Origin of the sequence: Rossellomorea sp. NPDC071047, assembly GCF_050270195.1 — a bacterium.
Lineage (GTDB): Bacteria > Bacillota > Bacilli > Bacillales > Bacillaceae_B > Rossellomorea.
The window spans coordinates 253,084-277,657 of sequence record NZ_JBNNJT010000004.1; the positions used below are offsets into that span (position 1 = coordinate 253,084).

28 protein-coding genes are annotated in these 24,574 nt (G+C 43.7%); all 28 read right to left on the bottom strand.

Going from position 1 to position 24,574, the window contains the following annotated elements; genetic code table 11:
* Positions 1 to 10 precede the first annotated feature (10 nt).
* Complete coding sequence (locus tag ACQKFO_RS15485; protein WP_427599846.1) at positions 11 to 760, bottom strand: YwmB family TATA-box binding protein; 750 nt, start codon at positions 758 to 760, stop codon at positions 11 to 13.
* A gap of 222 nt (positions 761 to 982) precedes the next feature.
* The gene (locus ACQKFO_RS15490; protein ID WP_113969228.1) at positions 983 to 1,219 is read right to left on the bottom strand and encodes a DUF1146 family protein; all 237 of its coding nucleotides are present in this window, start codon (positions 1,217 to 1,219) and stop codon (positions 983 to 985) included.
* Positions 1,220 to 1,462: 243 nt separating this feature from the next.
* Complete coding sequence (locus tag ACQKFO_RS15495; RefSeq protein WP_044339984.1) at positions 1,463 to 1,867, bottom strand: F0F1 ATP synthase subunit epsilon; 405 nt, start codon at positions 1,865 to 1,867, stop codon at positions 1,463 to 1,465.
* Positions 1,868 to 1,889: 22 nt separating this feature from the next.
* On the bottom strand, positions 1,890 to 3,293 hold the full coding sequence (gene atpD, locus ACQKFO_RS15500) for a F0F1 ATP synthase subunit beta (RefSeq protein ID WP_113969230.1): 1,404 nt from the start codon (positions 3,291 to 3,293) through the stop codon (positions 1,890 to 1,892).
* A gap of 72 nt (positions 3,294 to 3,365) precedes the next feature.
* Positions 3,366 to 4,226: a F0F1 ATP synthase subunit gamma gene (locus tag ACQKFO_RS15505; protein ID WP_427599847.1), complete on the bottom strand. Its 861-nt coding sequence runs from the start codon at positions 4,224 to 4,226 to the stop codon at positions 3,366 to 3,368.
* A gap of 105 nt (positions 4,227 to 4,331) precedes the next feature.
* Complete coding sequence (gene atpA, locus ACQKFO_RS15510; RefSeq protein WP_148971186.1) at positions 4,332 to 5,840, bottom strand: F0F1 ATP synthase subunit alpha; 1,509 nt, start codon at positions 5,838 to 5,840, stop codon at positions 4,332 to 4,334.
* Between the two features lie 27 nt (positions 5,841 to 5,867).
* Entirely contained in the window at positions 5,868 to 6,404 is a 537-nt protein-coding gene (locus ACQKFO_RS15515) for a F0F1 ATP synthase subunit delta (RefSeq protein WP_427599848.1), read from the bottom strand.
* A complete protein-coding gene (locus tag ACQKFO_RS15520) occupies positions 6,401 to 6,919 on the bottom strand; it encodes a F0F1 ATP synthase subunit B (protein WP_427599849.1) in 519 nt (172 codons plus the stop codon). Before ACQKFO_RS15520 ends, ACQKFO_RS15515 begins: the two co-directional genes overlap by 4 nt.
* Positions 6,920 to 7,082: 163 nt before the next feature.
* Entirely contained in the window at positions 7,083 to 7,295 is a 213-nt protein-coding gene (gene atpE / locus ACQKFO_RS15525) for a F0F1 ATP synthase subunit C (RefSeq protein ID WP_044339990.1), read from the bottom strand.
* Positions 7,296 to 7,367: 72 nt separating this feature from the next.
* On the bottom strand, positions 7,368 to 8,081 hold the full coding sequence (atpB, locus tag ACQKFO_RS15530; RefSeq protein WP_427599850.1) for a F0F1 ATP synthase subunit A: 714 nt from the start codon (positions 8,079 to 8,081) through the stop codon (positions 7,368 to 7,370).
* Between the two features lie 22 nt (positions 8,082 to 8,103).
* Positions 8,104 to 8,478 carry an ATP synthase subunit I gene (locus tag ACQKFO_RS15535; RefSeq protein ID WP_427599851.1) on the bottom strand — a complete coding sequence of 125 codons (375 nt, stop codon included), beginning with the start codon at positions 8,476 to 8,478 and terminating at the stop codon, positions 8,104 to 8,106.
* Between the two features lie 3 nt (positions 8,479 to 8,481).
* Positions 8,482 to 8,703, bottom strand: a complete 222-nt coding sequence (locus tag ACQKFO_RS15540; protein WP_113969237.1) for an AtpZ/AtpI family protein — start codon at positions 8,701 to 8,703, stop codon at positions 8,482 to 8,484.
* A 798-nt stretch (positions 8,704 to 9,501) separates the two neighbouring features.
* The gene (gene upp, locus ACQKFO_RS15545; protein ID WP_034765147.1) at positions 9,502 to 10,131 is read right to left on the bottom strand and encodes a uracil phosphoribosyltransferase; all 630 of its coding nucleotides are present in this window, start codon (positions 10,129 to 10,131) and stop codon (positions 9,502 to 9,504) included.
* Between the two features lie 456 nt (positions 10,132 to 10,587).
* Entirely contained in the window at positions 10,588 to 11,829 is a 1,242-nt protein-coding gene (glyA, locus tag ACQKFO_RS15550; RefSeq protein ID WP_427599852.1) for a serine hydroxymethyltransferase, read from the bottom strand.
* Between the two features lie 412 nt (positions 11,830 to 12,241).
* Positions 12,242 to 12,784: a TIGR01440 family protein gene (locus tag ACQKFO_RS15555; RefSeq protein ID WP_427599853.1), complete on the bottom strand. Its 543-nt coding sequence runs from the start codon at positions 12,782 to 12,784 to the stop codon at positions 12,242 to 12,244.
* 12 nt (positions 12,785 to 12,796) lie between these two features.
* Positions 12,797 to 13,240, bottom strand: coding sequence for a ribose 5-phosphate isomerase B (gene rpiB / locus ACQKFO_RS15560; protein ID WP_427599854.1), 444 nt, complete (start codon positions 13,238 to 13,240; stop codon positions 12,797 to 12,799).
* A gap of 154 nt (positions 13,241 to 13,394) precedes the next feature.
* On the bottom strand, positions 13,395 to 14,684 hold the full coding sequence (locus ACQKFO_RS15565; RefSeq protein ID WP_427599855.1) for a methyl-accepting chemotaxis protein: 1,290 nt from the start codon (positions 14,682 to 14,684) through the stop codon (positions 13,395 to 13,397).
* Positions 14,685 to 14,702: 18 nt separating this feature from the next.
* A complete protein-coding gene (locus ACQKFO_RS15570) occupies positions 14,703 to 15,140 on the bottom strand; it encodes a low molecular weight protein arginine phosphatase (RefSeq protein ID WP_427599856.1) in 438 nt (145 codons plus the stop codon).
* 127 nt (positions 15,141 to 15,267) lie between these two features.
* Positions 15,268 to 15,822: a manganese efflux pump MntP family protein gene (locus ACQKFO_RS15575; RefSeq protein ID WP_427599857.1), complete on the bottom strand. Its 555-nt coding sequence runs from the start codon at positions 15,820 to 15,822 to the stop codon at positions 15,268 to 15,270.
* 146 nt (positions 15,823 to 15,968) lie between these two features.
* Positions 15,969 to 17,009, bottom strand: a complete 1,041-nt coding sequence (locus ACQKFO_RS15580; protein ID WP_427599858.1) for an L-threonylcarbamoyladenylate synthase — start codon at positions 17,007 to 17,009, stop codon at positions 15,969 to 15,971.
* A gap of 351 nt (positions 17,010 to 17,360) precedes the next feature.
* Complete coding sequence (locus ACQKFO_RS15585) at positions 17,361 to 17,804, bottom strand: GNAT family N-acetyltransferase (protein ID WP_427599859.1); 444 nt, start codon at positions 17,802 to 17,804, stop codon at positions 17,361 to 17,363.
* Between the two features lie 148 nt (positions 17,805 to 17,952).
* The gene (spoIIR, locus tag ACQKFO_RS15590; protein ID WP_427599860.1) at positions 17,953 to 18,822 is read right to left on the bottom strand and encodes a stage II sporulation protein R; all 870 of its coding nucleotides are present in this window, start codon (positions 18,820 to 18,822) and stop codon (positions 17,953 to 17,955) included.
* 396 nt (positions 18,823 to 19,218) lie between these two features.
* Positions 19,219 to 20,091, bottom strand: a complete 873-nt coding sequence (gene prmC, locus ACQKFO_RS15595) for a peptide chain release factor N(5)-glutamine methyltransferase (protein WP_427599861.1) — start codon at positions 20,089 to 20,091, stop codon at positions 19,219 to 19,221.
* Positions 20,091 to 21,161 carry a peptide chain release factor 1 gene (gene prfA, locus ACQKFO_RS15600; protein ID WP_148996332.1) on the bottom strand — a complete coding sequence of 357 codons (1,071 nt, stop codon included), beginning with the start codon at positions 21,159 to 21,161 and terminating at the stop codon, positions 20,091 to 20,093. Before prfA ends, prmC begins: the two co-directional genes overlap by 1 nt.
* 151 nt (positions 21,162 to 21,312) lie before the next feature.
* Positions 21,313 to 21,765 carry a hypothetical protein gene (locus ACQKFO_RS15605; RefSeq protein WP_427599862.1) on the bottom strand — a complete coding sequence of 151 codons (453 nt, stop codon included), beginning with the start codon at positions 21,763 to 21,765 and terminating at the stop codon, positions 21,313 to 21,315.
* Positions 21,766 to 21,900: 135 nt separating this feature from the next.
* Positions 21,901 to 22,512 carry a thymidine kinase gene (locus ACQKFO_RS15610; RefSeq protein WP_148996330.1) on the bottom strand — a complete coding sequence of 204 codons (612 nt, stop codon included), beginning with the start codon at positions 22,510 to 22,512 and terminating at the stop codon, positions 21,901 to 21,903.
* 297 nt (positions 22,513 to 22,809) lie between these two features.
* On the bottom strand, positions 22,810 to 23,022 hold the full coding sequence (gene rpmE, locus ACQKFO_RS15615; RefSeq protein ID WP_034765123.1) for a 50S ribosomal protein L31: 213 nt from the start codon (positions 23,020 to 23,022) through the stop codon (positions 22,810 to 22,812).
* 212 nt (positions 23,023 to 23,234) lie between these two features.
* A complete protein-coding gene (rho, locus tag ACQKFO_RS15620; protein WP_044340561.1) occupies positions 23,235 to 24,497 on the bottom strand; it encodes a transcription termination factor Rho in 1,263 nt (420 codons plus the stop codon).
* Between the last annotated feature and the right edge of the window lie 77 nt (positions 24,498 to 24,574).

Sequence of the window (24,574 nt, forward strand, 5' to 3'; positions counted from 1 at the left end):
TTTCTCTATATTAATATTCAATAATTAGGATGGGTGTGCCAATCACAAAGGTTGTCTTAGCGCCCATTCCGCTTTTCCGTAGACCTAGTTGTATATTCATATCATCATTTTTTGTTGGTATAGTCCGTGACATTTGTTCCGAGTAAGCTGAAATGGAATAAAAGTCTTCTTCTTTAAGTGATTCCAGTTCTTTTGCGTCTAATTTCGACATTAGTTCGACAGCCTGATTCGACAAAACTTTCTCAAGCTTATCATTGAATTCGCCTTTTATACAAGAGAAAATCATAGGTTTAGTAGTAAAAATGATTTCCATATTTGGGATAAACTCAGTCTTGATATAATGCTTCGTCTTTTCTCCCAACACTTTCTGATCTCCGCGCATTTCATACATACTATACGAAACGGACTGCTTGTTTGTGAGGGTGTGCTGCAACTTAATGGTTTCTTCCCCGTGAGACGTCTGACGTTGTCCCACAACCATTATCTCTTCAGCTGACTTTTTCGTCACCCACTCAAAATCAGAAAATCTTTCTTGCATAGTAGTACTATATTTGGCAAACCCTTTATTCGTGAAGCTTTTTTTGTTTTCTCTTGCATATAGAGACCATTCAGTTATCCGACCTTGAGAATGAACTATGGCTTGGTCAAGCTTTTCAATGTCTAATAAATGATTGGCTTCGATAGTGTTGTTCCCATTAATAACAGGAAGAAAACCTAATCCAACAAAAAAGATTAAAATAATGTAAAGATACCGAGTCATTTTCCATTCCTCCCCTTACCTAAAAGTCTGTCCGAATAGGAGAAGAACATACTTGAAAATTGTCGTCATCTTTTTACAAATATTGAGTTGTCGGCAGGCTGTTACATGAAAGCGTTTCACTTTGAAACTTTTTCACAAAGGAACGAGCACAAAATTAATCTTACTTAAAACAGGCCCTGTTGAAAACATGCAGGAAGACCTATTTTTTGTCAGAAGCTCTACTTATTCAAAGAAAACGGGCAAGCTTTGAGACCACAGGTAATAATCCAGTAAAAATCGGCTTACGGCCGAGCCGATCGCGATCGTTAGTAGGATATACAATAGTCTCCCTTGAGCGACTCGATTTTTCTTGAGGAGCTTGTCTAACTGGATGGATTGCAAAGACCAAAATGTGATCCCGAATATAAATAGATGCACGAGCATGCTGATAAGGGCCTGCTGGCCAAAGCTTTCTATCACTCTTCTCACTCCTACTAATCATTTCGACGCACAAAGTCCATTTTACCACATAATTCTGTAACGACATATGGAAATTCACAAAATTTTTAGTTGAGTTGGGATATGGAAATTCAGCCCGTTCTTTATAGGACTTACAATAGGACAAAGTTGATTTGGTAACTGTTTTAAACTTTCTAATAGAGGTCCGTCCCTCTATTCAAAAAAACCACCCTTCCAAAAGGAAAGGGTGATTTTGATGTTTGATTAGAAGTTACGTTCGGAAACGTTAATTCTGTTCATGGCACGCTTTAGAGCGAGTTCGGCACGACGGAAGTCTACGTCGTCGCGTTGTGCCTGCATGCGGTCTTCTGCGCGGCCTTTTGCTTCTTTCGCGCGTTGTACATCGATAGCTTCTGCTGTTTCAGCAGACTGTGCTAGAATTGTCACTTGTTCAGGACGTACTTCTAAGAATCCGCCACTGACAGCTACAAGCTCAGTGTTGCCACCTTTTTTCAGGCGAACCGCACCGATTTGTAGTGGAGCAACCATCGGAATGTGTCCAGGTAAGATTCCAAGCTCACCGCTTTGAGCTTTCGTGCTCACCATTTCCACTTCTGAATCGTACACTGGGCCATCGGGAGTGACAATATTGACTTTTAATGTCTTCATTTTCTTCCCTCCTGGTCCCTAATTATACCTCTACGCCCATTTCTTTAGCTGCTGCTAATACATCCTCAATCGGACCTACTAGACGGAACGCATCTTCAGGAATGTGATCGTATTTACCGTCAAGGATATCTTTGAATCCTTTAACAGTGTCTTTCACTTCAACGTAAGAACCTTTTTGTCCAGTGAACTGTTCTGCAACGTGGAAGTTTTGAGATAAGAAGAATTGTACACGACGAGCGCGGTGTACCGTCAGCTTATCATCATCAGAAAGCTCATCCATACCAAGGATCGCAATGATATCTTGAAGTTCTTTATAACGCTGTAATGTTTGTTGAACATTACGAGCGATGCTGTAGTGTTCTTCTCCTACGATTTCCGGAGAAAGAGCACGGGAAGTTGATGCCAATGGATCTACCGCAGGATAGATACCCATTTCAGAAAGCTTACGCTCAAGGTTCGTTGTTGCATCCAAGTGAGCGAAAGTTGTAGCAGGAGCCGGATCCGTGTAGTCATCGGCAGGTACATAGATCGCTTGGATCGATGTTACAGAACCTACGTTAGTTGACGTGATACGCTCTTGCAATTGACCCATTTCAGTAGCAAGTGTCGGCTGGTAACCAACGGCAGATGGCATACGGCCTAGTAGGGCAGAAACCTCTGAACCTGCTTGCGTGAAACGGAAGATGTTATCGATGAACAGAAGTACGTCTTGACCTTGCTCATCACGGAAGTATTCAGCCATTGTAAGACCCGTCAAGGCAACACGCATACGCGCACCTGGCGGCTCGTTCATTTGTCCGAATACCATCGCTGTTTTCTTGATAACGCCAGAGTCGCTCATCTCGTGGTAAAGGTCATTTCCTTCACGAGTACGCTCTCCAACACCGGCGAATACAGAGATACCACCGTGCTCTTGAGCGATGTTGTTGATAAGCTCCTGGATTAATACGGTTTTACCAACACCGGCACCACCGAATAGACCGATCTTACCACCCTTGATGTAAGGAGCAAGTAAGTCTACTACTTTAATACCTGTTTCCAGAATCTCAACTTCTGTAGAAAGCTGATCAAATGTAGGTGCTTGTCTATGAATTGGATCACGACGGATACCTGCTGCAAGAGGCTCGTCTAAATCGATTGATTCACCTAGAACGTTGAATACACGACCTAATGTGATATCCCCTACTGGTACAGAGATTGGTGCTCCTGTATCAAGCACGTCAGCTCCACGTTGTAAACCATCTGTGGAAGCCATCGCGATTGTACGTACAGAATCATCACCTAGGTGAAGGGCAACCTCTAATGTAAGTTCAGCTCTATCTGCAATTTGGACCTTTAATGAGTTGTAGATATCAGGAAGTTGGCCATTAGCGAACTTGACATCGACAACTGGACCCATTACTTGAAGAACGTGTCCTTTGTTCATCTCTTTCCCTCCTAACTAGCTTTTGACGACAAAACTATGTTGTAATCCGGCACTCAAGCCGGAATGTCATTTCTATTCGAGTGCTGCTGCCCCGCCGACGATTTCCGTAATTTCTTGGGTAATCGCTGCTTGACGCGCACGGTTATAAGAAAGTGTAAGGCTGTTAATGATTTCTTTCGCATTGTCTGTTGCGCTTCTCATTGCTGTCATACGAGCCGCGTGCTCGCTGGCTTTACCATCAAGTAACGCTCCGTAAATCAAGCTTTCAGCATATTGAGGAAGCAACACTTCCAAAATTTCTTCAGCATTAGGCTCAAACTCATAAGAAGTTAAGTTCGATGAAGAAGAATCGAGCTCCGTTAAAGGAAGAACCTTCTTCTCGGTAACATCTTGTTGAATGGCACTGACATAGTGGTTGTAGTACATGTAAAGCTCATCATAAGCACCATCAGAGAACATGCTGACTGCCTTGTTGGCAATGTCTTTAATGTCTGCAAAGTTTGGTTGATCTGGTAGCCCTACAATACCTTCCACTACATTATCGCCTCGTTTTTGGAAGAAGTCCCTTCCAATACGACCTAACGCAATAATGGCGTATTCATCTTTTGAGCTGTGACGCTCTTTAATCGCATTACTTACAGCACGAATGACGCTCGAGTTATAAGCCCCCGCCAAACCGCGGTCAGATGTAATGACCAAGTAGCCGGTTTTTTTTACGGGGCGGGAGACTAGCATCGGATGCGTTACATCTGTGCTACCAAGGGAAATGGAAGCAACGACTTCCTGAATTTTCTCCATGTATGGGACGAAGGCTTTCGCATTCGATTCAGCACGGTTCAATTTAGAGGCAGAGACCATTTCCATTGCTTTCGTAATTTGACTGGTTTTCTTCGTAGATGTAATACGAGTTTTTATGTCGCGTAACGATGCCACTGGTTCTCACCACCCTTTTAAAATGTTAGTCATATTCACTAGAACCAACTAAATAATAGAATAATCAGCCGGTGTCATCAGAATGAACACCGACGTCATATGCAATTACTCAGACTTTACAAATGTCTTCTTGAATTCGTTGATCGCAGCGACCATTGCATCGTCTTCAGGAAGACCTTTTGTTGTGCGGATATGGTCTAACAGTTCTGTATGGTTGTGATCTAACCAGCTTAGGAATTCACCTTCGAAACGACGAATATCTGTTACTGGAATATCATCTAAATGACCTTTTGTTAATGAATAGAAGATCATAACTTGTTTTTCAACATTAAGTGGTTTGTTAAGATCCTGCTTAAGTACTTCAACAGTACGTGCTCCACGGTTCAGTTTCGCTTGTGTCGCTTTGTCAAGATCTGATCCGAACTGAGCAAATGCTTCAAGTTCACGGTATGCCGCTAAGTCAAGACGCAGTGTACCGGAAACCTTCTTCATCGCTTTGATTTGTGCGGATCCACCAACACGTGATACGGAAAGACCTGCATTGATCGCCGGACGAACACCGGAGAAGAATAGGTCAGATTGTAAGAAAATCTGTCCGTCAGTGATGGAGATAACGTTTGTTGGAATGTAAGCGGAGATATCTCCTGCTTGTGTTTCAACGAATGGTAATGCTGTGATGGAACCTCCACCTTTTGCATCACTTAATTTCGCAGCACGCTCGAGTAAACGAGAGTGCAAGTAGAATACGTCACCAGGGAATGCTTCACGGCCTGGAGGACGACGTAATAATAATGAAAGCTCACGGTAAGCAGATGCTTGCTTAGAAAGATCATCATATACAACAAGAACGTGCTTGCCGCTATGCATGAATTCTTCACCCATTGTGATACCAGCGTATGGTGCTAAGAATAGCATTGGAGCTGGTGAAGCAGCTGATGCCGTTACAACGATTGTGTAATCAAGGGCACCGTGCTTACGAAGCGTTTCAACTGCATTACGTACAGTTGATTCTTTTTGTCCGATCGCAACATAGATACAGATCATGTCTTGATCTTTTTGATTTAAGATCGAATCGATTGCAACAGATGTTTTACCTGTTTGACGGTCTCCGATGATTAACTCACGTTGACCACGACCGATTGGAACAAGAGCGTCGATCGCTTTGATACCAGTTTGAAGTGGCTCGTGTACGGATTTACGATCCATAACACCAGGTGCTCCACCTTCGATTGGACGTGTTTTCGTTGTCGCAATTGGACCTAATCCATCAACTGGTTGTCCAAGTGAGTTTACAACACGACCTACCAATTCTTGTCCTACTGGAACTTCCATGATACGTCCAGTACGACGAACCTCATCGCCTTCACGAATGTCTTTAAATGGTCCGAGAATGATGATACCTACGTTGTTTTCCTCTAAGTTTTGCGCCATACCCATGACACCGTTAGAAAATTCAACAAGCTCTCCAGCCATGACATTGTCGAGGCCATGAGCACGAGCGATACCGTCACCGATTTGGATAACTGTACCTACATCGCTTACTTTCATCTCAGACTGATAGTTTTCAATTTGCTTTTTTATCAGCGCGCTGATTTCTTCCGCCTTGATGCTCATGAATTTCACCCCTCATTTATACGAAAGTTAACGAACTAGTTCACGCTCAAGACGATCCAACTTGCCGGCAAGTGTTCCGTCATAAATACGGTTGCCGATACGGAGCTTAATCCCGCCAAGTATACTCTCGTCTATCACATTCTCAATTCTTAATGATTGTTTCCCAATTTTCTTAGCAAAAGAAGCTGAGATTGCTGTCTTCTCATCTTCTGTTAAAGCACGTACGGAGTACACCTTTGCTTCTGCGATTCCTCTAGCTTCATTAGAAAGCTCGATGAATGCATCGACAACGCCCACTACCTGATCTTCACGATGACGATCAGTCATAAGAAGCAGTGTATTCAATACTGGTACTGAAACAGTAGAGAACGCTTCTTTCAACATGTCTTTCTTCCTATCCGTCGAAAACTTCGGATTTTCCAAAAGAATACTTAATTCTTTATTTTGGATAAAAACGGATTTCACTGCACGAAGCTCTTGTTCAATCGCTTCTAATTGATTGTGTTCTTTGGCAATATCGAAAAGAGCTAACGCATAGCGTTTTGCGACTGTAGAGTAGCTCATCGCTCTTCTCCTGCCTCTTTAATATAATCGTTGATCAGCTTCTGTTGATCTTGAACAGAAAGTTCTTTTTCAATCACTTTCGATGCAATCAGAACAGATAGTGAAGCAACCTGCTCGCGTAATGCTGCCATTGCTTGTTCTTTCTGCGTCTCGATTTCACGTTTCGCAGACTCTTTCAAGCGCTCAGATTCTTGACGAGCGGCAATGATGATTTGTTCACGTTGCTCAACGCCTTGCTTCTTAGAGTTCTCGATCATCGCTTGCGCTTCTTGACGAGCCTCTTTTAAAAGTTGACGCTGTTCTTCTAAGTTCCTATTTGCTTCTTGACGGCTTTGTTCAGCCGCTTCGATTTCGCCTGCAATGTGATTCTCACGCTCTTGCATGATGCCCATTAAAGGACCCCAAGCAAACTTCTTCAATAACGCAAGAAGGATAAGGAACATAGCAAGCTGGAATACGATATCTCCACCTGTAAAGCCGCCACCAGCTCCAAGGACAAATGCGTTTGTAAGCACGCGGTTTCACTCCCTTCAAGAGTCAATGCCTTCTATAAAGAAAGCTGTACAATAACGGCATATGCCGTACCATTCATAGTCACATGTTCTTAAGTACTAAACATAAAGGAATGGCGAAGGTTCTTATCGAATGATCTTCGCCATCTTGAACTTCAAACTGCTATTATTGACCCATTACGATGAATGCGATAACTACTGCGATGATAGGAATCGCCTCTACTAACGCAACCCCGATGAACATTGTAGTTTGAAGCATTCCACGAGCTTCCGGTTGACGAGCCATACCTTCTACTGTACGTGAAACAATAAGACCGTTACCAATACCTGCACCTAGTGCTGCTAAACCGATTGCAATTGCTGCTGCTAAAAGACCCATTCTGAATTTCCTCCTTTAAATGTATGAAAAAATGTTTTGAGTAGTTTTGTTCAATTTTGAACAGGGTATATATTAATGGTCCAGGCTGACTTTGTGAGCCATATAAACCATCGTTAACATAACGAAAATAAATGATTGGATTGCGCCGACAAAGATTGAGAAACCTTGCCATACAATCGTTGGGATGATGGCACCCAGTAATCCGGCTGCTCCCATGTGTGCGAGGCTTCCTACCAGTAATGTAAGCAGGATTTCCCCAGCGTAGATGTTACCGTAAAGACGAAGACCAAGCGTTAGTGTGTTGGCAAATTCTTCAATGATCTTCAGCGGGAATAAGAACGACATAGGTCTGAAGAAGTCTTTACCGTATTCACCGAAGCCTTTCATCTTGATTGCATAATAGTGCGTTAACACAACGACCATAACCGCCAGGGTCATAGTGATAACTGGATCCGCTGTTGGTGACTTCCACCATAATTCGTGGTCAATGACTACCGAGAACGGAAGTCCTAACATGTTTGATACGAAAACGTACATGAGTAAAGTAAGTCCAAGGAGATGGAAACGACCACCTGTTTTCCAATCCATATTACTTTTCACGATATTTTTGACAAAGTCCATGACCCATTCCATAAAGTTTTGCACTCCGGTCGGTTTCATGGCCAGTCTACGAGTTGACAGAACGGCGATTAGGAAAACAACGGCACTAGCCACTGTGATCATCAGAACGTTCGCCAGGTTAAAAGTTAACCCTAGAAACTCGGCTGTAGGATTTTCATGATGCAATGAAATTCACCTCTCTTCCCCGCTATTTATGAGCTAAAAGCTGCTGAATAAAATAATCTATCATAATGACAAGGTAAATTGTCATTAATCCCATAATGACGCTCAGGAGATGAAAGTGCCCAGGGTATTCCGTTGCAATAATGACTGCAAAGGCCGCACCTGCCATCCTTGAGAAGGTTCCTAAAGATCGAACCTTTTGACCAGATTCTACTGCATCACCGAATCGCACGGTTCTCCTCATGATCAGCCAGTGACTAAACAGACTGATGCCTGTCCCCAAAATAAGCCCAAGGAAAATAGACTGATAGGAAGTAAAACCCCAACCGAGGACGTAAAAGGAAAGGAGGAAAAATATGTACTTACGATGCCTGTTAAACAATTGCTGAAGTTCTGGCATACATTAATCTCCCGAATTGAAATGTTGGACTGTACGGAGCATGGTGTAGATTCCTGTTGCGAGCCCAAGGAGTAGTCCAATAATTAAGAAAAGTGGTGTGGTGCTCCATATTCCATCTAACCATCTCCCGCCGAAGATCCCTATTAAAATAGAACCAACAAGCTGGGAAAGAATTGCAGAATACAAGACCATCGATTGATACGGGCGTCGATCATTTTGACGCATATTTTTCATCTCCACACATGTGATTTAGTGGAAAATCGTTCACACTGTACAAATGATGAAAAACCGTTTCCATACGGGTTCAACCCTTGTGAAAACCTTATCATTTGATACCCTTTGTAAGCATACAATAGGGTATAATCTATGTCAATGAGTTCAAGTTAAAAAGTTCACAACCTATCCACGCGTTTCCAGATTGTTCACATTTTTAACACATTTACAAGAAAAGCGGAGGGGGCTCGCCCTGGGGGGACAAGCATAAGGCGAGTCGACCAGAAAGGCGTTCTTTGCCTTTTTGGTCGGCTTGACTTATGACCTCGAGCCCCAAGCCCCCGGAGCTGGACATGTCGAAAAGCGGAGGCGGGTTGGTCAGGCCCGACAAGCACAACTGGGAAATCCCTAAAGGCGTTCTTTGCCTTTTGGGATTTTTCAGTTGTGACCTCGAGGGACTACCCGCCGGAGCTGGACATACCGAAAAGCGGAGGGGGCTCGCCCTGGGGTGACAAGCATAAGGCGAGTCGACCGGAAAGGCGTTCTTTGCCTTTTTGATCGGCTTGGCTTATGACCTCGAGCCCCAAGCCCCCGGAGCTGGACATATCGAAAATCGGAGCCGACTGCTCTCACGTATCCATAGATCTACCTTCACATGCCCCTCCATTATATAGAAAATTCATTTTATGAGTAACCCTTGAATTTAATGTAAATACTTCCAACTAAATAACAGTAGGAATTTTGGCGTTATATAAATAGAAAAGCCGGGTTATCAATTATAGATAATCCGGCTTTCCTGTTTATTTCAAATTATTTTGTACCGTATAAACGATCTCCTGCGTCCCCTAGACCAGGAACGATGTAGCCTTTTTCATTCAGCTTCTCATCAAGAGCCGCGATGAAGATGTCAACGTCAGGGTGCGCTTCCTTGATTGCGTCCACCCCTTCAGGACATGCAACGAGGCACATGAACTTGATGCTTACGGCACCACGCTTCTTTAATGAGTTGATGGCTTCAACGGCAGATCCACCTGTCGCTAGCATCGGGTCGACCAGGATGAAGTCACGCTCTTCCACATCACTTGGAAGCTTTACGTAATATTCAATTGGTTTAAGAGTCTCCGGGTCACGATATAAACCAACGTGTCCCACTTTTGCAGCCGGGATCAATTTAAGGATTCCGTCGACCATTCCCAATCCTGCTCGCAGAATAGGAACGATCCCTAATTTTTTACCTGCTAGAGTCTTGGCCTTGGCGTTGCTTACCGGTGTTTCCACGTCAATATCCTCTAACGGTAAATCACGGGTGATTTCAAACGCCATCAATGTCGCTACTTCATCAACAAGCTCACGAAATTCCTTCGTACCTGTTTCTTTATCACGAATAAACGTTAATTTGTGTTGGATTAACGGATGATCAAATACATATACTTTGCCCATTCGACTCTCTCCTTTAAATTCGATTTTATGTAAAAATAGTTTGTCTACTTCCTTTACACCTCAGACTATTGTACATAAAAGACAATTTAAGAGCAACATGAGATAGGAAGTGTAATGGAATCGTTAGAATTGAGATGATGGGTGTGGGATAACGACATGTGAGCTGGAGTGAACCCGATGAGATTTGGTTAATTATGTTAATCGGCTGGATTAATGCCTGAATCGGCCGGATTTTTTTTGAAAAGCCGCTGGATTCTCTGAAAAAATGGCTGGATTTTTTCGGAAAATGGCCGGATTATCGCCAAAAATGGCCGGATTTCTTCGAGTAACGGCCGGATTCCCCTCAAAATCACTTTAAAATCGACAACTATATATTTGAAAATCTACTTCCCTACTAATTCCCCACCAAAAAAACCTCTCCACCAGGTCCGTCCCTGGTGAAGAGGTCATCATTTATTATCTTTCAGGATATAATTCAAATTTACTCGTAAGGTCGATGACACGTTTGCGTGCTTCTTCCAGTTTCGCTTCGTCTTCATGGTTCTTAAGAGTCAGAGCCATGATGGCAGCAATTTCATCCATGTCCTCGAGTCCAAAGCCTCTTGATGTAACTGCTGCTGTACCGATACGGACACCGCTTGTTACGAATGGGCTTTCCGGATCGAATGGAATCGTGTTTTTATTGACGGTGATCCCGATTTCATCAAGCACTTTCTCTGCGATTTTACCAGTCAGTCCCAGTGAACGCAGGTCGATCAGTAATAGATGGTTATCAGATCCGCCTGATACAAGATTGATTCCTTCTTTGACAAGACCTTCGCCTAAACGGTTCGCGTTGTCGATGATGTTCTGCGCATAGCCTTTGAAAGAATCCTGCAGCGCTTCACCGAAAGCAACAGCTTTAGCTGAGATTACGTGCATAAGCGGGCCGCCTTGGATTCCAGGGAAAATAGACTTGTCAATTTTCTTTGCGAATTCTCCTCTGCATAGGATCATACCGCCTCGAGGTCCGCGCAATGTTTTGTGAGTCGTTGTTGTCACGAAGTCTGCATAAGGGACCGGGTTCTGGTGAAGACCGGCCGCCACAAGACCAGCGATATGAGCCATATCCACCATTAGGTAGGCTCCCACTTCGTCTGCGATTTCGCGGAATTTAGCGAAGTCGATCGCTCTTGGGTAGGCACTTGCTCCTGCTACGATCAGCTTTGGCTTGTGCTCTAACGCTTTTTGTCTAACATCTTCGTAATTAATCAGGTGCTTCTCTTCATCCACACCATACTCTACGAAGTTATATTGAATTCCACTGAAGTTGACGGCACTTCCGTGAGTCAGATGTCCACCATGAGATAAGTTCATTCCAAGAACCGTGTCACCTTGTTCGAGGATCGTGAAGTAGACTGCCATATTGGCTTGTGCTCCTGAGTGAGGCTGAACGTTTACATGTTCTGCCCCAAATAGTTCCTTCGCACGATCGCGAGCTAAATTCTCAGCTACGTCCACATGCTCACAGCCACCATAATAGCGACGACCTGGGTACCCTTCTGCATACTTGTTTGTCAGGACGGAACCTTGTGCTTCCATAACCGCTTCACTGACAAAGTTTTCAGATGCAATTAACTCGATTTTTGTTCGTTGACGCTCTAATTCATCTTGAATCGCTGCATAAATTTCCGGATCTTGCTTGGCAATCTTACTCATACATATCCCCCTTTAATTCATAGGCCCAACTGCTCTAGGTGCCTCATTGATTCATTCACTCTCATTCTAACACGATTCAGCAAAACGCGAAATAAAAACCTCTAGTCAAAACGTAATGTTCGTGTTTAGAACATTTTTTGAGGGACGGACCTCGTGTGATGTTATTCACAAACACCTTCACCGCTTTCTTCCATGCCCCTAAAAGCAGCATTATGACTATCCTTGTCGAATGGAGGTGAATACGTACTGATAATTTATTATCCTCTCCCCTTTTCCTCCACTTACCTTTATCATAATCATATTCTCCATGCCTCCCTTTATAGTTCGGGATTCACAAATGGAATTATGCCAACACCGAATTAAAGGTCCGTCCCTCAAACAAGAGAAACGGACCTTCTTCATATTGATGATTCTATTCGTATACGGCTCTGATTCCGCCGATGAGTTTCGGTCTGGTTTTGGCCAGGGTGACGTGGGCTTCGCCTAGGCTTTTCTGTGATACCCGAATCGGGACGGCTACGTGTTTCAGGTGCATGCCGATAAAGGTATCCCCGATGTCGATGCCTGCGTCACCTTTAATATGCTCGATCATGACGGGATCTTCAAAGGAATGGTACGCTTGGGTCGCCATCGCCCCTCCTGCTTTTCGTACAGGAATGACCGTGACCTCATCCAGGCCTTTTCTTTCTGCAACATCTCTTTCCAAAACGATGGCACGATTTAAGTGCTCACAGCATTGAAAAGCAAGCGAGACACCTATGGAATCTGCCCATCCTTTTAACTCATCAAAAATCATTTCCGCTACTTCAATCGTTCCCGATGTTCCGATCCGCTCCCCCATCACTTCTGATGTTGAGCATCCCACAACAAACAATTGTCCTTTTTTCATTGGTACCTGTTCGCTGAAATCTTGCAGGATCGTTTGCAGTTCTTCCTTCATTTGAGCGATTTCCATGAAATCCACTCCCTATTGTTTGTCTTCGTATGCCGTGATTTTCCCTACACGGTTGGCATGGCGGCCACCCTCAAATTCTGTCACTAACCACGTTTTTGCAATTTCACGCGCAAGTCCTGGTCCAATCACACGTTCACCCATGGCTAACATATTGCTGTCATTGTGCTCACGCGTTGCTTTTGCACTGAACACATCATGTACAAGTGCGCAACGGATTCCCTTGACCTTATTAGCTGAAATGCTCATACCAATTCCTGTTCCACAAATCAGGATGCCGCGATCGAATTCACCGCTGGCTACCTTTTCCGCAACAGGCACCGCATAGTCCGGATAGTCAACGGATGTTCCACACTCACAACCGAAATCCTCATATTCGAGGCCCAGATCTTCCAGTAATGATTTGATTTCTTCCCGTATATTTACCCCGCCGTGATCGGATGCAATTGCAATTTTCATAATTAATCACACTCCCTATAGCCTTTGATACGTATTATTTTGCCACACACTCATGATTATATAAAGTTTTTCGGATTGTTTTTTGAGGGAATGAGTCGAAAGCCGGTCAACAATAAAAAGCGGACATGAGGTCCGTCCCTCATGTCCTTCTATGTTACAAATGAAAACGCGTGATCGTACCCTTCAATGATTCTGCCTGCTCTTTCAGATTTAGCGCCAGCTTCTCTACATCACCCATCACAGCCGCTTGTTCTTTAGTGGAGGCTGACACTTCCACCGCCCCCGCGGAGGTTTCTTCTGCGATGGCCGCAACCTCCTGTGATTGTTGGGAAGTCAACTGAATGCTGGCCATTTGCTGATCTACAAGAACGGAAATATTTTGAACGGCATCCGCTACTTCATGTATCGTTTTGGTCATTGTTTCAATCATCTCATTTGTCTGTGTCCCTTTTTTCACTTCAGAATTTGCAGAGTCCACTTGAGTGGTGATTTGTCCAACTACATTTCCAACCTCAGTTTGAATGTTTTTGATAAGGTCCGAGATGCCTTGAACGGCCTTGCCGCTTTCATCTGCCAGTTTGCGGACTTCCTCGGCGACAACTGCAAATCCCTTACCGTGCTCTCCTGCACGTGCCGCTTCAATGGAGGCATTTAAGGCGAGAAGATTGGTCTGGTTCGCGATATCCCCGACCAATTGAATGATCTGTTCCACTTTTTTCGCATTGTCTTCCAATCGGCGAACGGCGTCCAAGGAATCTTCATTTCCTCTTGCAAGTCGACTGATGCCTTCTACCAGGGAATGAATGACTTCCTTGCTTCCTTGAAGCTCCGTCACCATATGCTTGGACATTTGTTCTGATGATTTGGAGTGATTCTGTACTTCCTGCGCGATCCGGATCACGTCCTCAACAGATTCAGCCGTCGTTTGAATCGCCATCGCCGAGCTTTCGGCACCTGCTGAAATTTCGCTGATCGTTTTGGAAATGGAATCCGCTTGAATGGAAGCTGATTCCGATGCTTTCGACAACTCGATGACATTCGAATTCGTTTTCGTGAAATTTTCGTCGATACTGGACACCATGTCGCGCAAATTATGCAACATACGATTGAACCCCAATGCGAGTGACCGGATTTCATCATCCGACTTCGGCACCTCCACTTCAACGGCAATGTCCCCTTCAGCCGCTTTCAACGCAGCCTGTTCCAAACGCTGAAGTGGTTTGACGATGAATCCCGCTGCAAAAAAAGCAAGCACACCTGACCAGAACACACCCATACCAAGCGTCATGCTCGTAAATAAAAGTTCGTTCATGTCCGGTGCAAAAGTAGGTTTGATAAAATAAATAAAAAGTGCACTTGTGGAATACGTCACCACGGCAAGAAGCGTGATAAAGAAAACCAATTTCTTTCTAAGACCTGATTTGTAGCTTCTCTCTTTCCCCATTCTTTCTCTCTCCCTGTCTCAACCCAGCTTTTTGATTAACTCCTCAATCAATGAATCCAGCTCTCTGTATGTATGTCTATAGATGTCCACACTTCCCCCGTACGGATCCGATACATCCAAATCTGCAGGATTCTCTTGGACAAATTCTTTCAATGTGAAAATTTTGTCCGCCACATGTGGATATTGATCCACAATTGCCCGCTTATGATTCGACGTCATCGTAAAAATATAGGAAGCCCAATCCAGGTTCTCTCTCGTAAGCGAACTCGATTGGTGTCTATGTATTATATCGTTCTCTTTCAGCACTTCTTTAGTCTGAAATGACGCATCACTTCCGTCCATGGCAAAAACACCTGCAGATTTCACATCAAATCTCCCTGCACCCTTATGCTTCAAAACAGCCTCTGCCATAGGACTTCGGCACGTATTTCCCGTACAAACAAATAAAATATTCATCACGTCATCCTCCTTACAACCTATTATAAAATATTTTCCAAACCTCACCTAGCTCATTCACTTAGAAATTGAAAAAAGTCCACCCTATGAGGGACGGACCTTGACCTCAAAACTCATTATTTTCCTTTCACAACGGCAACAGTAACTTAATCCCAAACGCAAACAAAATACTTCCCCCAAGAGCTTCGCTATACGTCCCGATCACCCCTTGAAATTTACGCCCTAACAATAAACCAGCCCATGTCAACACCGTCGCCGCTATTCCAAAACAGAAGAGGGCAACCGCAGTTCTGGCACCGAATATCCCTAAGGTCAACCCAACCGAAAAGCTATCCAAGCTTACACTCAAAGCAAAGAGCAATAAACCAAACCCTACCGGGGAAATGAGCGTCGTCTCCTCTTCTTTAAAGCTGGACATGAACATTTGTATTCCTAACACAATCAAAAGGAGCCCGCCGGCATACCCCGCAAAGGCACCGAACGTTTCTGATAAAAATTTCCCCGTCATCATCCCGAGCATGGGCATCAAGACGTGAAAGATTCCGACAACCAATCCTATATAGAAGATCTGCTTTAATCTCAGCTGAAACATCCCCATCCCGATTCCAATCGAAAAGGCATCCATACCAAGAGCAAATGCCATTAACATCAAGGTAATCAGTTCACCAATTATCGTTGTCATTTTTGTTTTTCCCCCTCCGGACATGCCTACAGAACAAATTTATGCACGTCCAAAGGGAATTAGAATGGTAAATGGGTTTGAAGATTGGTTATTATTGACTCCCACAAAAAAACCCTACAGTTCTCTAAAAACCATAGGGCTAACGATTATTTTTTTATCACACGATAACCGGCAGCTTTCTGAAGCCGGTTCATAATCGCCAGTCCGACCCCTTCTTCGGGAAACATTTCAGCGAAAATGATATCCACGTCCTTTTTATTAAAAGCACGCAGTGTATCGTAGAGATTTCGGGCTACTGTTGTCAGGTCCTCTCTTCGTCCAACCGAGAGAATGACGTCTGCACAGTAGTCATCCATGAATTCTTCCGTTGTTAACACTCCAATTTTGAGACCTTCTGCTTTTTTGTTATCCACTAATTTCTGAAGATCTGTCCTCGTACCATCCACTAAATACACAGGAGCATCAGGTGCGTAGTGCGTATATTTCATGCCCGGGGATTTCGGAGCCCCCTTTCCTTCTTTTAAAGAAGGATCTACATCCACTCTACCGAGTACTTCTTCCAGCTGTTCGACCGAGACTCCTCCTGGACGTAAAACCATCGGGCTTGGTCCTGTACAATCCACTACCGTCGATTCCACACCGATACCCGTTTCACCCCCGTCGACCACTCCTGCGATCCGGCCTTCCAAATCTTCGATGACATGCTGAGCCGTTGTCGGACTTGGTTTTCCCGAGCGGTTGGCACTTGGGGCCGCAATCGGGAGCCCTGACGCTTCAATGATTGCAAGGGCTACTGGGTGATCAGGCATCCGGATCCCTACGCTGGGCAATCCCGCTGTTACTTTTTCAGAAAGTACGTTTTCCTTATTTTCAAAAATAATCGTTAAAGGACCCGGCCAGAAAGCATCGATGAGGTTCGCTGCATCATCAGAAACCCCCTCCACCAGTTCATCCAGCTGATCTATATTTGATATGTGGACAATCAGTGGATTATCCGATGGTCTTCCCTTCGCTTCGAAGATTTTCCCCACAGCCTCATCCGATTTCGCATTGGCACCAAGACCATAAACCGTCTCTGTCGGGAATGCCACCACTTCATTCTGTTGAAGAACCTTCGCTGCATCCACAATTTGTGGATAACTTTCATTGTTATCCACATCACTTTCCACAATCCAATGTTTCATCATTTCCGTCATCCACCTTCTATTATCAACACTCATTTCTGTGTATAGATACAGAATTAACAAGCGTTCAACTACTTTACTCTTTTGAAAGTATAAAAGAAACCCCACAAATTCTCAAGTATTGTCCACAAAAGACGATTAATACTCTACAGACTGTGGATAAACCTGTGGATGGTGTGAATAATTCTGAAAAAAGAGATATTTACGTTAGTGATCGGGACTTCACGCATTTTGTCGAATTTTTCACATAAAAAAACTGAATCATTTTTCAATAAAAATGATTCAGTCTACTAGCAGAGTGCTATAGCAAAATAATTTATTCTAGTTGGAATTTGTCGAAATCCTCCTATCAACCTAAAGGTCAAGCCTCATCGTAATACAGTTATCCACTGTGGATAACTTTTGTGCATGCACAAACTTCTGCAACTCATCCACAAAAGGCTCCTTTTCCTGTTGAAAACCCAGAAGGTCAAAGAAGTTCAGCGACGCTTTTCGATTGGAGATCAAGTAAAGACGAGTAAGTTCTTTTTCTTTGGCCAATGTTAATATTTCTTGGAAAAGAGCAAACAATTCTTCACTTTCAAAAGATGAAGTCACAACAAGGGAGCGAAGGAGCCCAATCTTCTCTTGGACCTCAATACCGAGAGTCCCAATTAGCTGGTTGTCCGAGTCTTCTACTACTAAAAAGCAATCAATGCTATTTTTAATGCCTTCTGTGCTCAATCCTGCTTTCATTAAGAAGGCTACAACTTCATGGATATCTTCCTGTGTTGCTTGGCGAATCACTTTTAACATCATAATTCATCCTCCCTTTTCTATCATCCCCTAGTGTTAATGTATGAAGGGAAAAAGAGAATAGAACAAATTGATGCGAAAAAATACTAGAACGATAGATTTCCTTCGAACATAATAAAAGCTCCATCTCAGGTGGATGAAGCCTTACATTTTACTTATTGAATAATCCTTTGAAAAAATCGACTACGAAGAACCGAACCTCTACTTCTTCCTCTTCTCCTTCTTCGACGAAGACTGGCTCTTCTTGTGCTGTCTCCGTTTCAATCTCTTCTTTTACGGGAAGTTCCTCTTTTTGAGTCACTTCAACCACTACTGTCTCTTCCGTTGCTGCCGCTTCCACTGTTTCCATCTCAACCTCTTTATAAGCAATAACATCTTCCATGACGATTTCAGGAGATTGCGTTTCTACTTCTTCAGTATTCGAATCCATCTCTGCAACCACTTCATCTTCTGGATCCACTTCAGTAACCTCATTCCCGCTCGCTTCCACTTTCGTTTCAAACCCGGGACTTCTTACCGCATTTCCAGTCGAGAAATCAAGGAAGCATAGAGGAGGATAAAGAACACACCACCAGTTTGCCCCTTCTCCTGCACCAAGTGTGATCAACACCGCTTCATACTCTCCTGCCGGGTACAGATACTGACCGTATAATTTGGTAGGAAACTCAACTTTTCCAAAATCAATTTTCACCGATTGATCCAAACCCTGCTCAGCGACAACCTCTTCTGCAATCTGCTGAAGCTGCGGCAAGCCTGCTTGAATCACTGATTTCGCTTCATCCTGTGATGTAAGAGTCGCCACCCAATTCGTAATCTCTTTATTTACTTCATCACGGACGAGTCTCTTCACATTTTGATCCTGCTCCAAATCACTATTTGCCAGGATCCGCAGTCGAATCGCTTCTTCCGGAATCACCATCGTCTCCTGAGCCGCCAGTTCCTGCTTTGGTATATATAAACTTAGAATCGTTCCTAATGATAGAATCAAGATATACAATAAAACCGTATGTTTTGTTTTCATTTCCTCTCCCCCTCAGTAAAACAGTCTGGTCAAAAGGGGGAAATCTTAAACTAGTAAAATAACATTTTGTTTGGAAAATCTGCTGAATTTCAATTTTGAAAATATAGTTGCTTTTAAAAAAGCGAGTGCTGGTTGATTTCCGCTCCAGGTGCTCGCTTTCCGCGGGGCTGGCGGTGAGCCTCCTCGGCTGCGCCTCCGGGGTCTCACCTGTCCAGCTTTTCCCGCAGGAGTCGAGCACCTTCCGCTACAATCAACTTTCTTAGAATCTATCTTTCACAGAGATAAATAATGAAAACAACTTTTTATATCCAAGCTGACAATGCCTGCATTCATCCCAAAACTGACTCTTTTTCAACAAAAAACACCCCCGATCATACGAATCGAGGGCTCACATTCTTATTTTCTCTCACAAAACACCATTCGATCTTTCCCGTTGATATCATGAACGACTTCTACTTCTGCACCAGGGAATGTATTCCGAAGTAAATCAGCCACTGTCTCTCCCTGACCGACTCCGACTTCGAAACCGATCAGACATTTTTCCTTCATGATCAACGGCAGTTCGTCCATTAATCTCTTGTACAAGTCATAGCCATCTTCGCCGCCAAACAAAGCCAGTTCAGGTTCATGACCAACGACTACATCTGATAGCATTTCACGATCTGTCAGTGGAATATATGGTGGATTCGATAAAAGGATATCAAGCTTCACGCCTTCTTCAATGAAAGGCTGCAGTAAATCCCCTTCAAAAAAGCGAACCTCAGCTCCGAGTCTCTCACTATTTTCACGGGCAACAGCCAGCGCTTCACGAGAAATATCAACAGCCATCATATCAAGAGGGAAACGATCCGCCTCAAGCTTCAACGTAACCGCAATCGCCCCACTACCCGTTCCAACATCAGCAGCCTGCAAACTAGTGTCCGAATCACCAAACAGACCCTTCATTTTCTGCATTCCATAATAGATCAGTTCTTCCGTTTCAGGTCTTGGAATCAGCACATGCTCATTCACCACAAACTCCCGACCATAGAACTCCTCAACCCCGATTATATGCTGAATCGGTACTCCACCGACATGCTGGCGAATGCCATCCTGGAATTCTTCCCACTTTTCCCCGGGGACGGACCTCCGCTGTTCAGCCAACAGCTCTGAACGGGACATCCCCACTAAATGCCGCAAATAGATTTCTCCCACATTTTCATCACGGCCATTTTCGATTAAAAAAGAAGAAGCCCATTTTAGGGCTTCAAATATGGTAACAGACGTCATTATTCTTCCAGTCTCTCAAGAAGTTTGGATTGATCCTCGATGATTAACGCATCGATGACTTCATCCATCTTTCCTTCAAGAATTTGGTCAAGCTTTTGAATCGTCAATCCGATACGATGATCCGTTACGCGGTTTTGTGGGAAATTGTACGTACGGATACGCTCGGAACGATCACCTGTACCAACGGCTGATTTACGATTTGCATCGTATTCAGCTTGTACTTCACGTTGAAATTTATCGTAAACGCGGGCACGCAATACTTTCATTGCTTTCTCTTTGTTCTTGATTTGTGACTTTTCATCCTGACATGACACGACTACACCTGTCGGCATGTGAGTCAGACGGACAGCAGACATGGTTGTATTGACACTTTGTCCTCCCGGGCCACTGGATGCGAAGGTATCGACACGGATATCTTTATCGTGAATATCCACTTCGACTTCTTCCGCTTCCGGCAGGCAGGCAACCGTTGCGGTCGAGGTATGGATACGTCCGCCGGATTCTGTTTCAGGTACACGTTGCACACGGTGTGCCCCGTTTTCGTATTTCATTTTGGAGAATGCGCCATTTCCGTTGATCATAAAGATGATTTCTTTATATCCACCAACGCCAGTCGAATTCGCTTCCATCACTTCGGTCTTCCAACCTTGTGATTCTGCGTAGCGGCTGTACATACGGTATAGGTCACCGGCAAACAGGGCTGCTTCATCTCCACCTGCAGCACCCCGGACCTCCATGATTACGTTCTTATCATCGTTCGGGTCTTTCGGGATCAATAATATTTTCAGGCGGGCTTCCAATGCTTCAATTTGTTCTTCAAGCTCGGAAACTTCTTCTTTCACCATTTCACGCATATCAGCATCAAGCTTATCATCCAGCATCGCCTTAGCGTCTTTATACTGACCAGTAAGTTCTTTATATTCTCGATATGCTTCTACCGTTGCTTGGATGTCTGATTGCTCTTTCGAATAATCTCTTAGCTTCTTTGGGTCATTCACAATTTCTGGATCACTTAATAGTTCATTTAACTTATCATAGCGATCTTCCACTGCTTGTAAACGATCGAACACAGCTATTCACCTCAATTTTAGTCCATAACAGTATAATTATATTATATGGTGTATGTAAACACAAGGAAGATCGGGAATGGGCAGGAGGCATAAACCGGTGGATCATATGTAGAAGGCAAGCAGATCAGCATCCAGACCTGCTTGCACTTTATTATCTTTCGGTAATTTTTACATTTATATCGTACTTTGGAATGGCTTTTTCCAGTCTCTCTTTTAACATCGCTTCTTCTTTATCCGTTTCAGCCATACTCATTTCATTTTGGGTATGGGCCGTCACCCACATTTGTTCGCCATTGATCCATACTTCATCCGGCTCGAAATTGGAATACTCCTTCACAACCTCTCGTGCCTTATCTTCATACACACCCGTGGTCGTCGATGTTGTGCCTGGTGAGTTCGTCAGGTTAGGGAAGTTCGGATTCTCATTTGTCGTATTTCTGACGCTTCTATCTTGACGATCATTCATATCATCTTTTCGATTATCAATGAATCGTGTCCCATTTTGATCCTCGTGCCTACCAAATTCGGATTCCTGATTCACTCCACACGCGGTGATTAAAATGAAGAATACTGTAAAGGATAAAACTAATACTAATTTTTTCATGGTTTCACACCTCCTGCTTTTAGGATTTCCCACAGGAAAGTGCTTATTCATACAAAAGTGATGGCAAGACTCGGCAAATGCCCATAACCAGAAATAAAAAAAAGCCCCAAACATGGGACTTTTCATTGATATTAATTAAACTTCCTTCACCATATCAGGTGTAACACTCATCCCTGTCGGAACTTCATGGTGATGGCGGCATCTTGGCTCATAGGCTTCAGATGCACCAACCAGGATGACGGGATCATCGTAGCAGGCTGGTTCGCCATTGATTAATCGTTGTGTTCGACTTGCCGGAGAGCCGCATACTGCACAAACCGCTTGAAGTTTTGTCACTTGTTCGGCAATGGACATTAAGTCCGGCATCGGACCGAATGGTTCTCCGCGGAAATCCTGATCGAGTCCTGCTATGATGACACGATATCCACTGTTTGCTAATTTTTGGACGACCTCTACAATGCCTTCGTCAAAAAATTGAACCTCATCAATAGCAACGACATCCACCTCTGGATTCAGATCATCGAGGATCACATTTGAACCCTCTACTGCTTTGGCGATGACAGAGGTACCATTATGAGATACAACCGACTCATCGCTATAGCGATTATCTAGTTTTGGCTTATACACAGCAATTTTTTGTTTAGCAAATTGAGTGCGTCTTACCCGGCGGATCAGTTCCTCGGATTTTCCTGAGAACATGCTGCCGCAAATGACTTCTACCCAACCCGTTTGTTTCATGACATACACGAAAGCGCCTCTCCTTCCTTATGCAATATTCTATAATAAAACAGTCTGACTGTTAGTAAAAACGGACTACTCTTTAGTATAAAGCATTCCTTTATGTACGGGAAAAATGCTCAAGTATCAGTAATTTGGCAGAAAAAAAGAGGCACAGCTCAATTGGAACTGCCTCTATTTCTTCAACCATTTGCTTTAAAGAGAATAAAAAACAGGCAAGCAGAAGATCCTTGCCTGTTTTTCTAATAGAAGAGAAGGATTAGCACCTACGCACAAAGGCGTTGGATGCGGCCTTCTGACTCTTCATTATTGTTGTTGATTTTTAAGACCGTATTTTTTGTTGAAACGGTCAACACGTCCACCAGCGTCAGCGAATTTCTGACGTCCTGTGTAGAATGGATGGCATTCAGAACATACCTCAACGCGCATTTCTTCCGCTACAGAACCAGTTTCAAATTCGTTACCGCAAGCACAGCTAACTTTGATCGTGTTGTACTTAGGATGAATTCCTGATTTCATTTCTTTCATCTCCTTCCGCCCTGAATCATCTGAGACAGAGTAATTTATTACGAAGATATATGTGATATGAGCATAAGCATGAGAGTTATAGCCAGCCCCTTACCACATCCATTTTTTAAAACACATTGACACTATTATAACAAGGACAAATGATATTTGCAACCTGTAAAATTGGAAGTTACAGACATAGTTCCAATCATTCGATTACTAGATTAACGCTTCTTCGACTCTTCTGTCAACACATTGAAAAACTCTTCATTCGTCTTTGATTGCTTCAGCTTGCGCATAAGCTTTTCTGCGAAATCAGGCTGATCGGACATCGCTTTACGAATCGCCCATAGCTTTTCAAGGTGATCCGGTTTGATGAGAAGTTCTTCTCGACGAGTTCCGGAACGACGGATGTCGATGGCCGGGAAGATACGTCTTTCAGCAAGGGAACGATCAAGATGAAGTTCTAAGTTTCCTGTTCCTTTGAACTCTTCATAAATCACATCGTCCATACGGGATCCTGTATCCACTAACGCTGTTGCGAGAACGGTCAAGCTTCCGCCTTCTTCAATGTTACGTGCAGCACCAAAGAATCGTTTCGGACGGTGGAACGCAGCAGGATCGATACCCCCGGAAAGAGTTCGTCCACTTGGAGGGATGACCAGGTTATACGCACGGGCCAAACGAGTGATACTATCCATCAGGATAATGACGTCACGCTTGTGTTCCACTAAACGCATGGCGCGTTCAAGAACGAGTTCTGCCACTTTAATGTGGTTTTCCGGCACTTCATCGAATGTTGAGCTTACGACTTCTGCTTCGACCGAACGTTCGATATCCGTTACTTCCTCTGGACGCTCATCGATCAGAAGAATGATTAATTCCGCTTCAGGATGATTCGTTGTGATCGAGTTCGCAATTTCTTTAATCAGCATCGTCTTACCAGCTTTAGGTGGAGCTACGACTAATCCACGTTGTCCAAAACCTACAGGCGCTATAAGATCCATGATACGCGTGGAGATTTTGTTTGGTGTTGTCTCAAGTTTCATTTGACGGTCAGGATATAAAGGCGTCAAACCTGGGAAATGGACACGTTCTTTCGCAGATTCTGGCTCTTCTCCATTGACCATTTCAACATGAAGCAGTCCGAAATAACGCTCGTTTTCCTTCGGAGGGCGCACCTTTCCCGATACCTTATCTCCGTTACGAAGATCGAAACGGCGGATCTGGGACGCAGAGATATAAATATCCTCAGAGCTTGGAGAATAGTTGATCGGTCGTAAGAAACCGAACCCCTCTGATTGGATGATTTCAAGAACCCCTTCCATAAAGAAGAAGCCTTCTTGTTCTGCACGAACTTTTAGGATGGCGAATATCAATTCTTTTTTTGTTAATTTACTATAATAGGAAACTTTGTATTGTTTGGCTAGCTCGTAAAGCTCTTTAAGCTTCATATTTTCTAAGCTAGAGATTGTTAACTCTTCCATCATGACACCACGCTTTATTAATTTGTCCTACCTAAAATATATAAAAAGAAGGGTAGATTTTTCTAAAAATGAAGAAA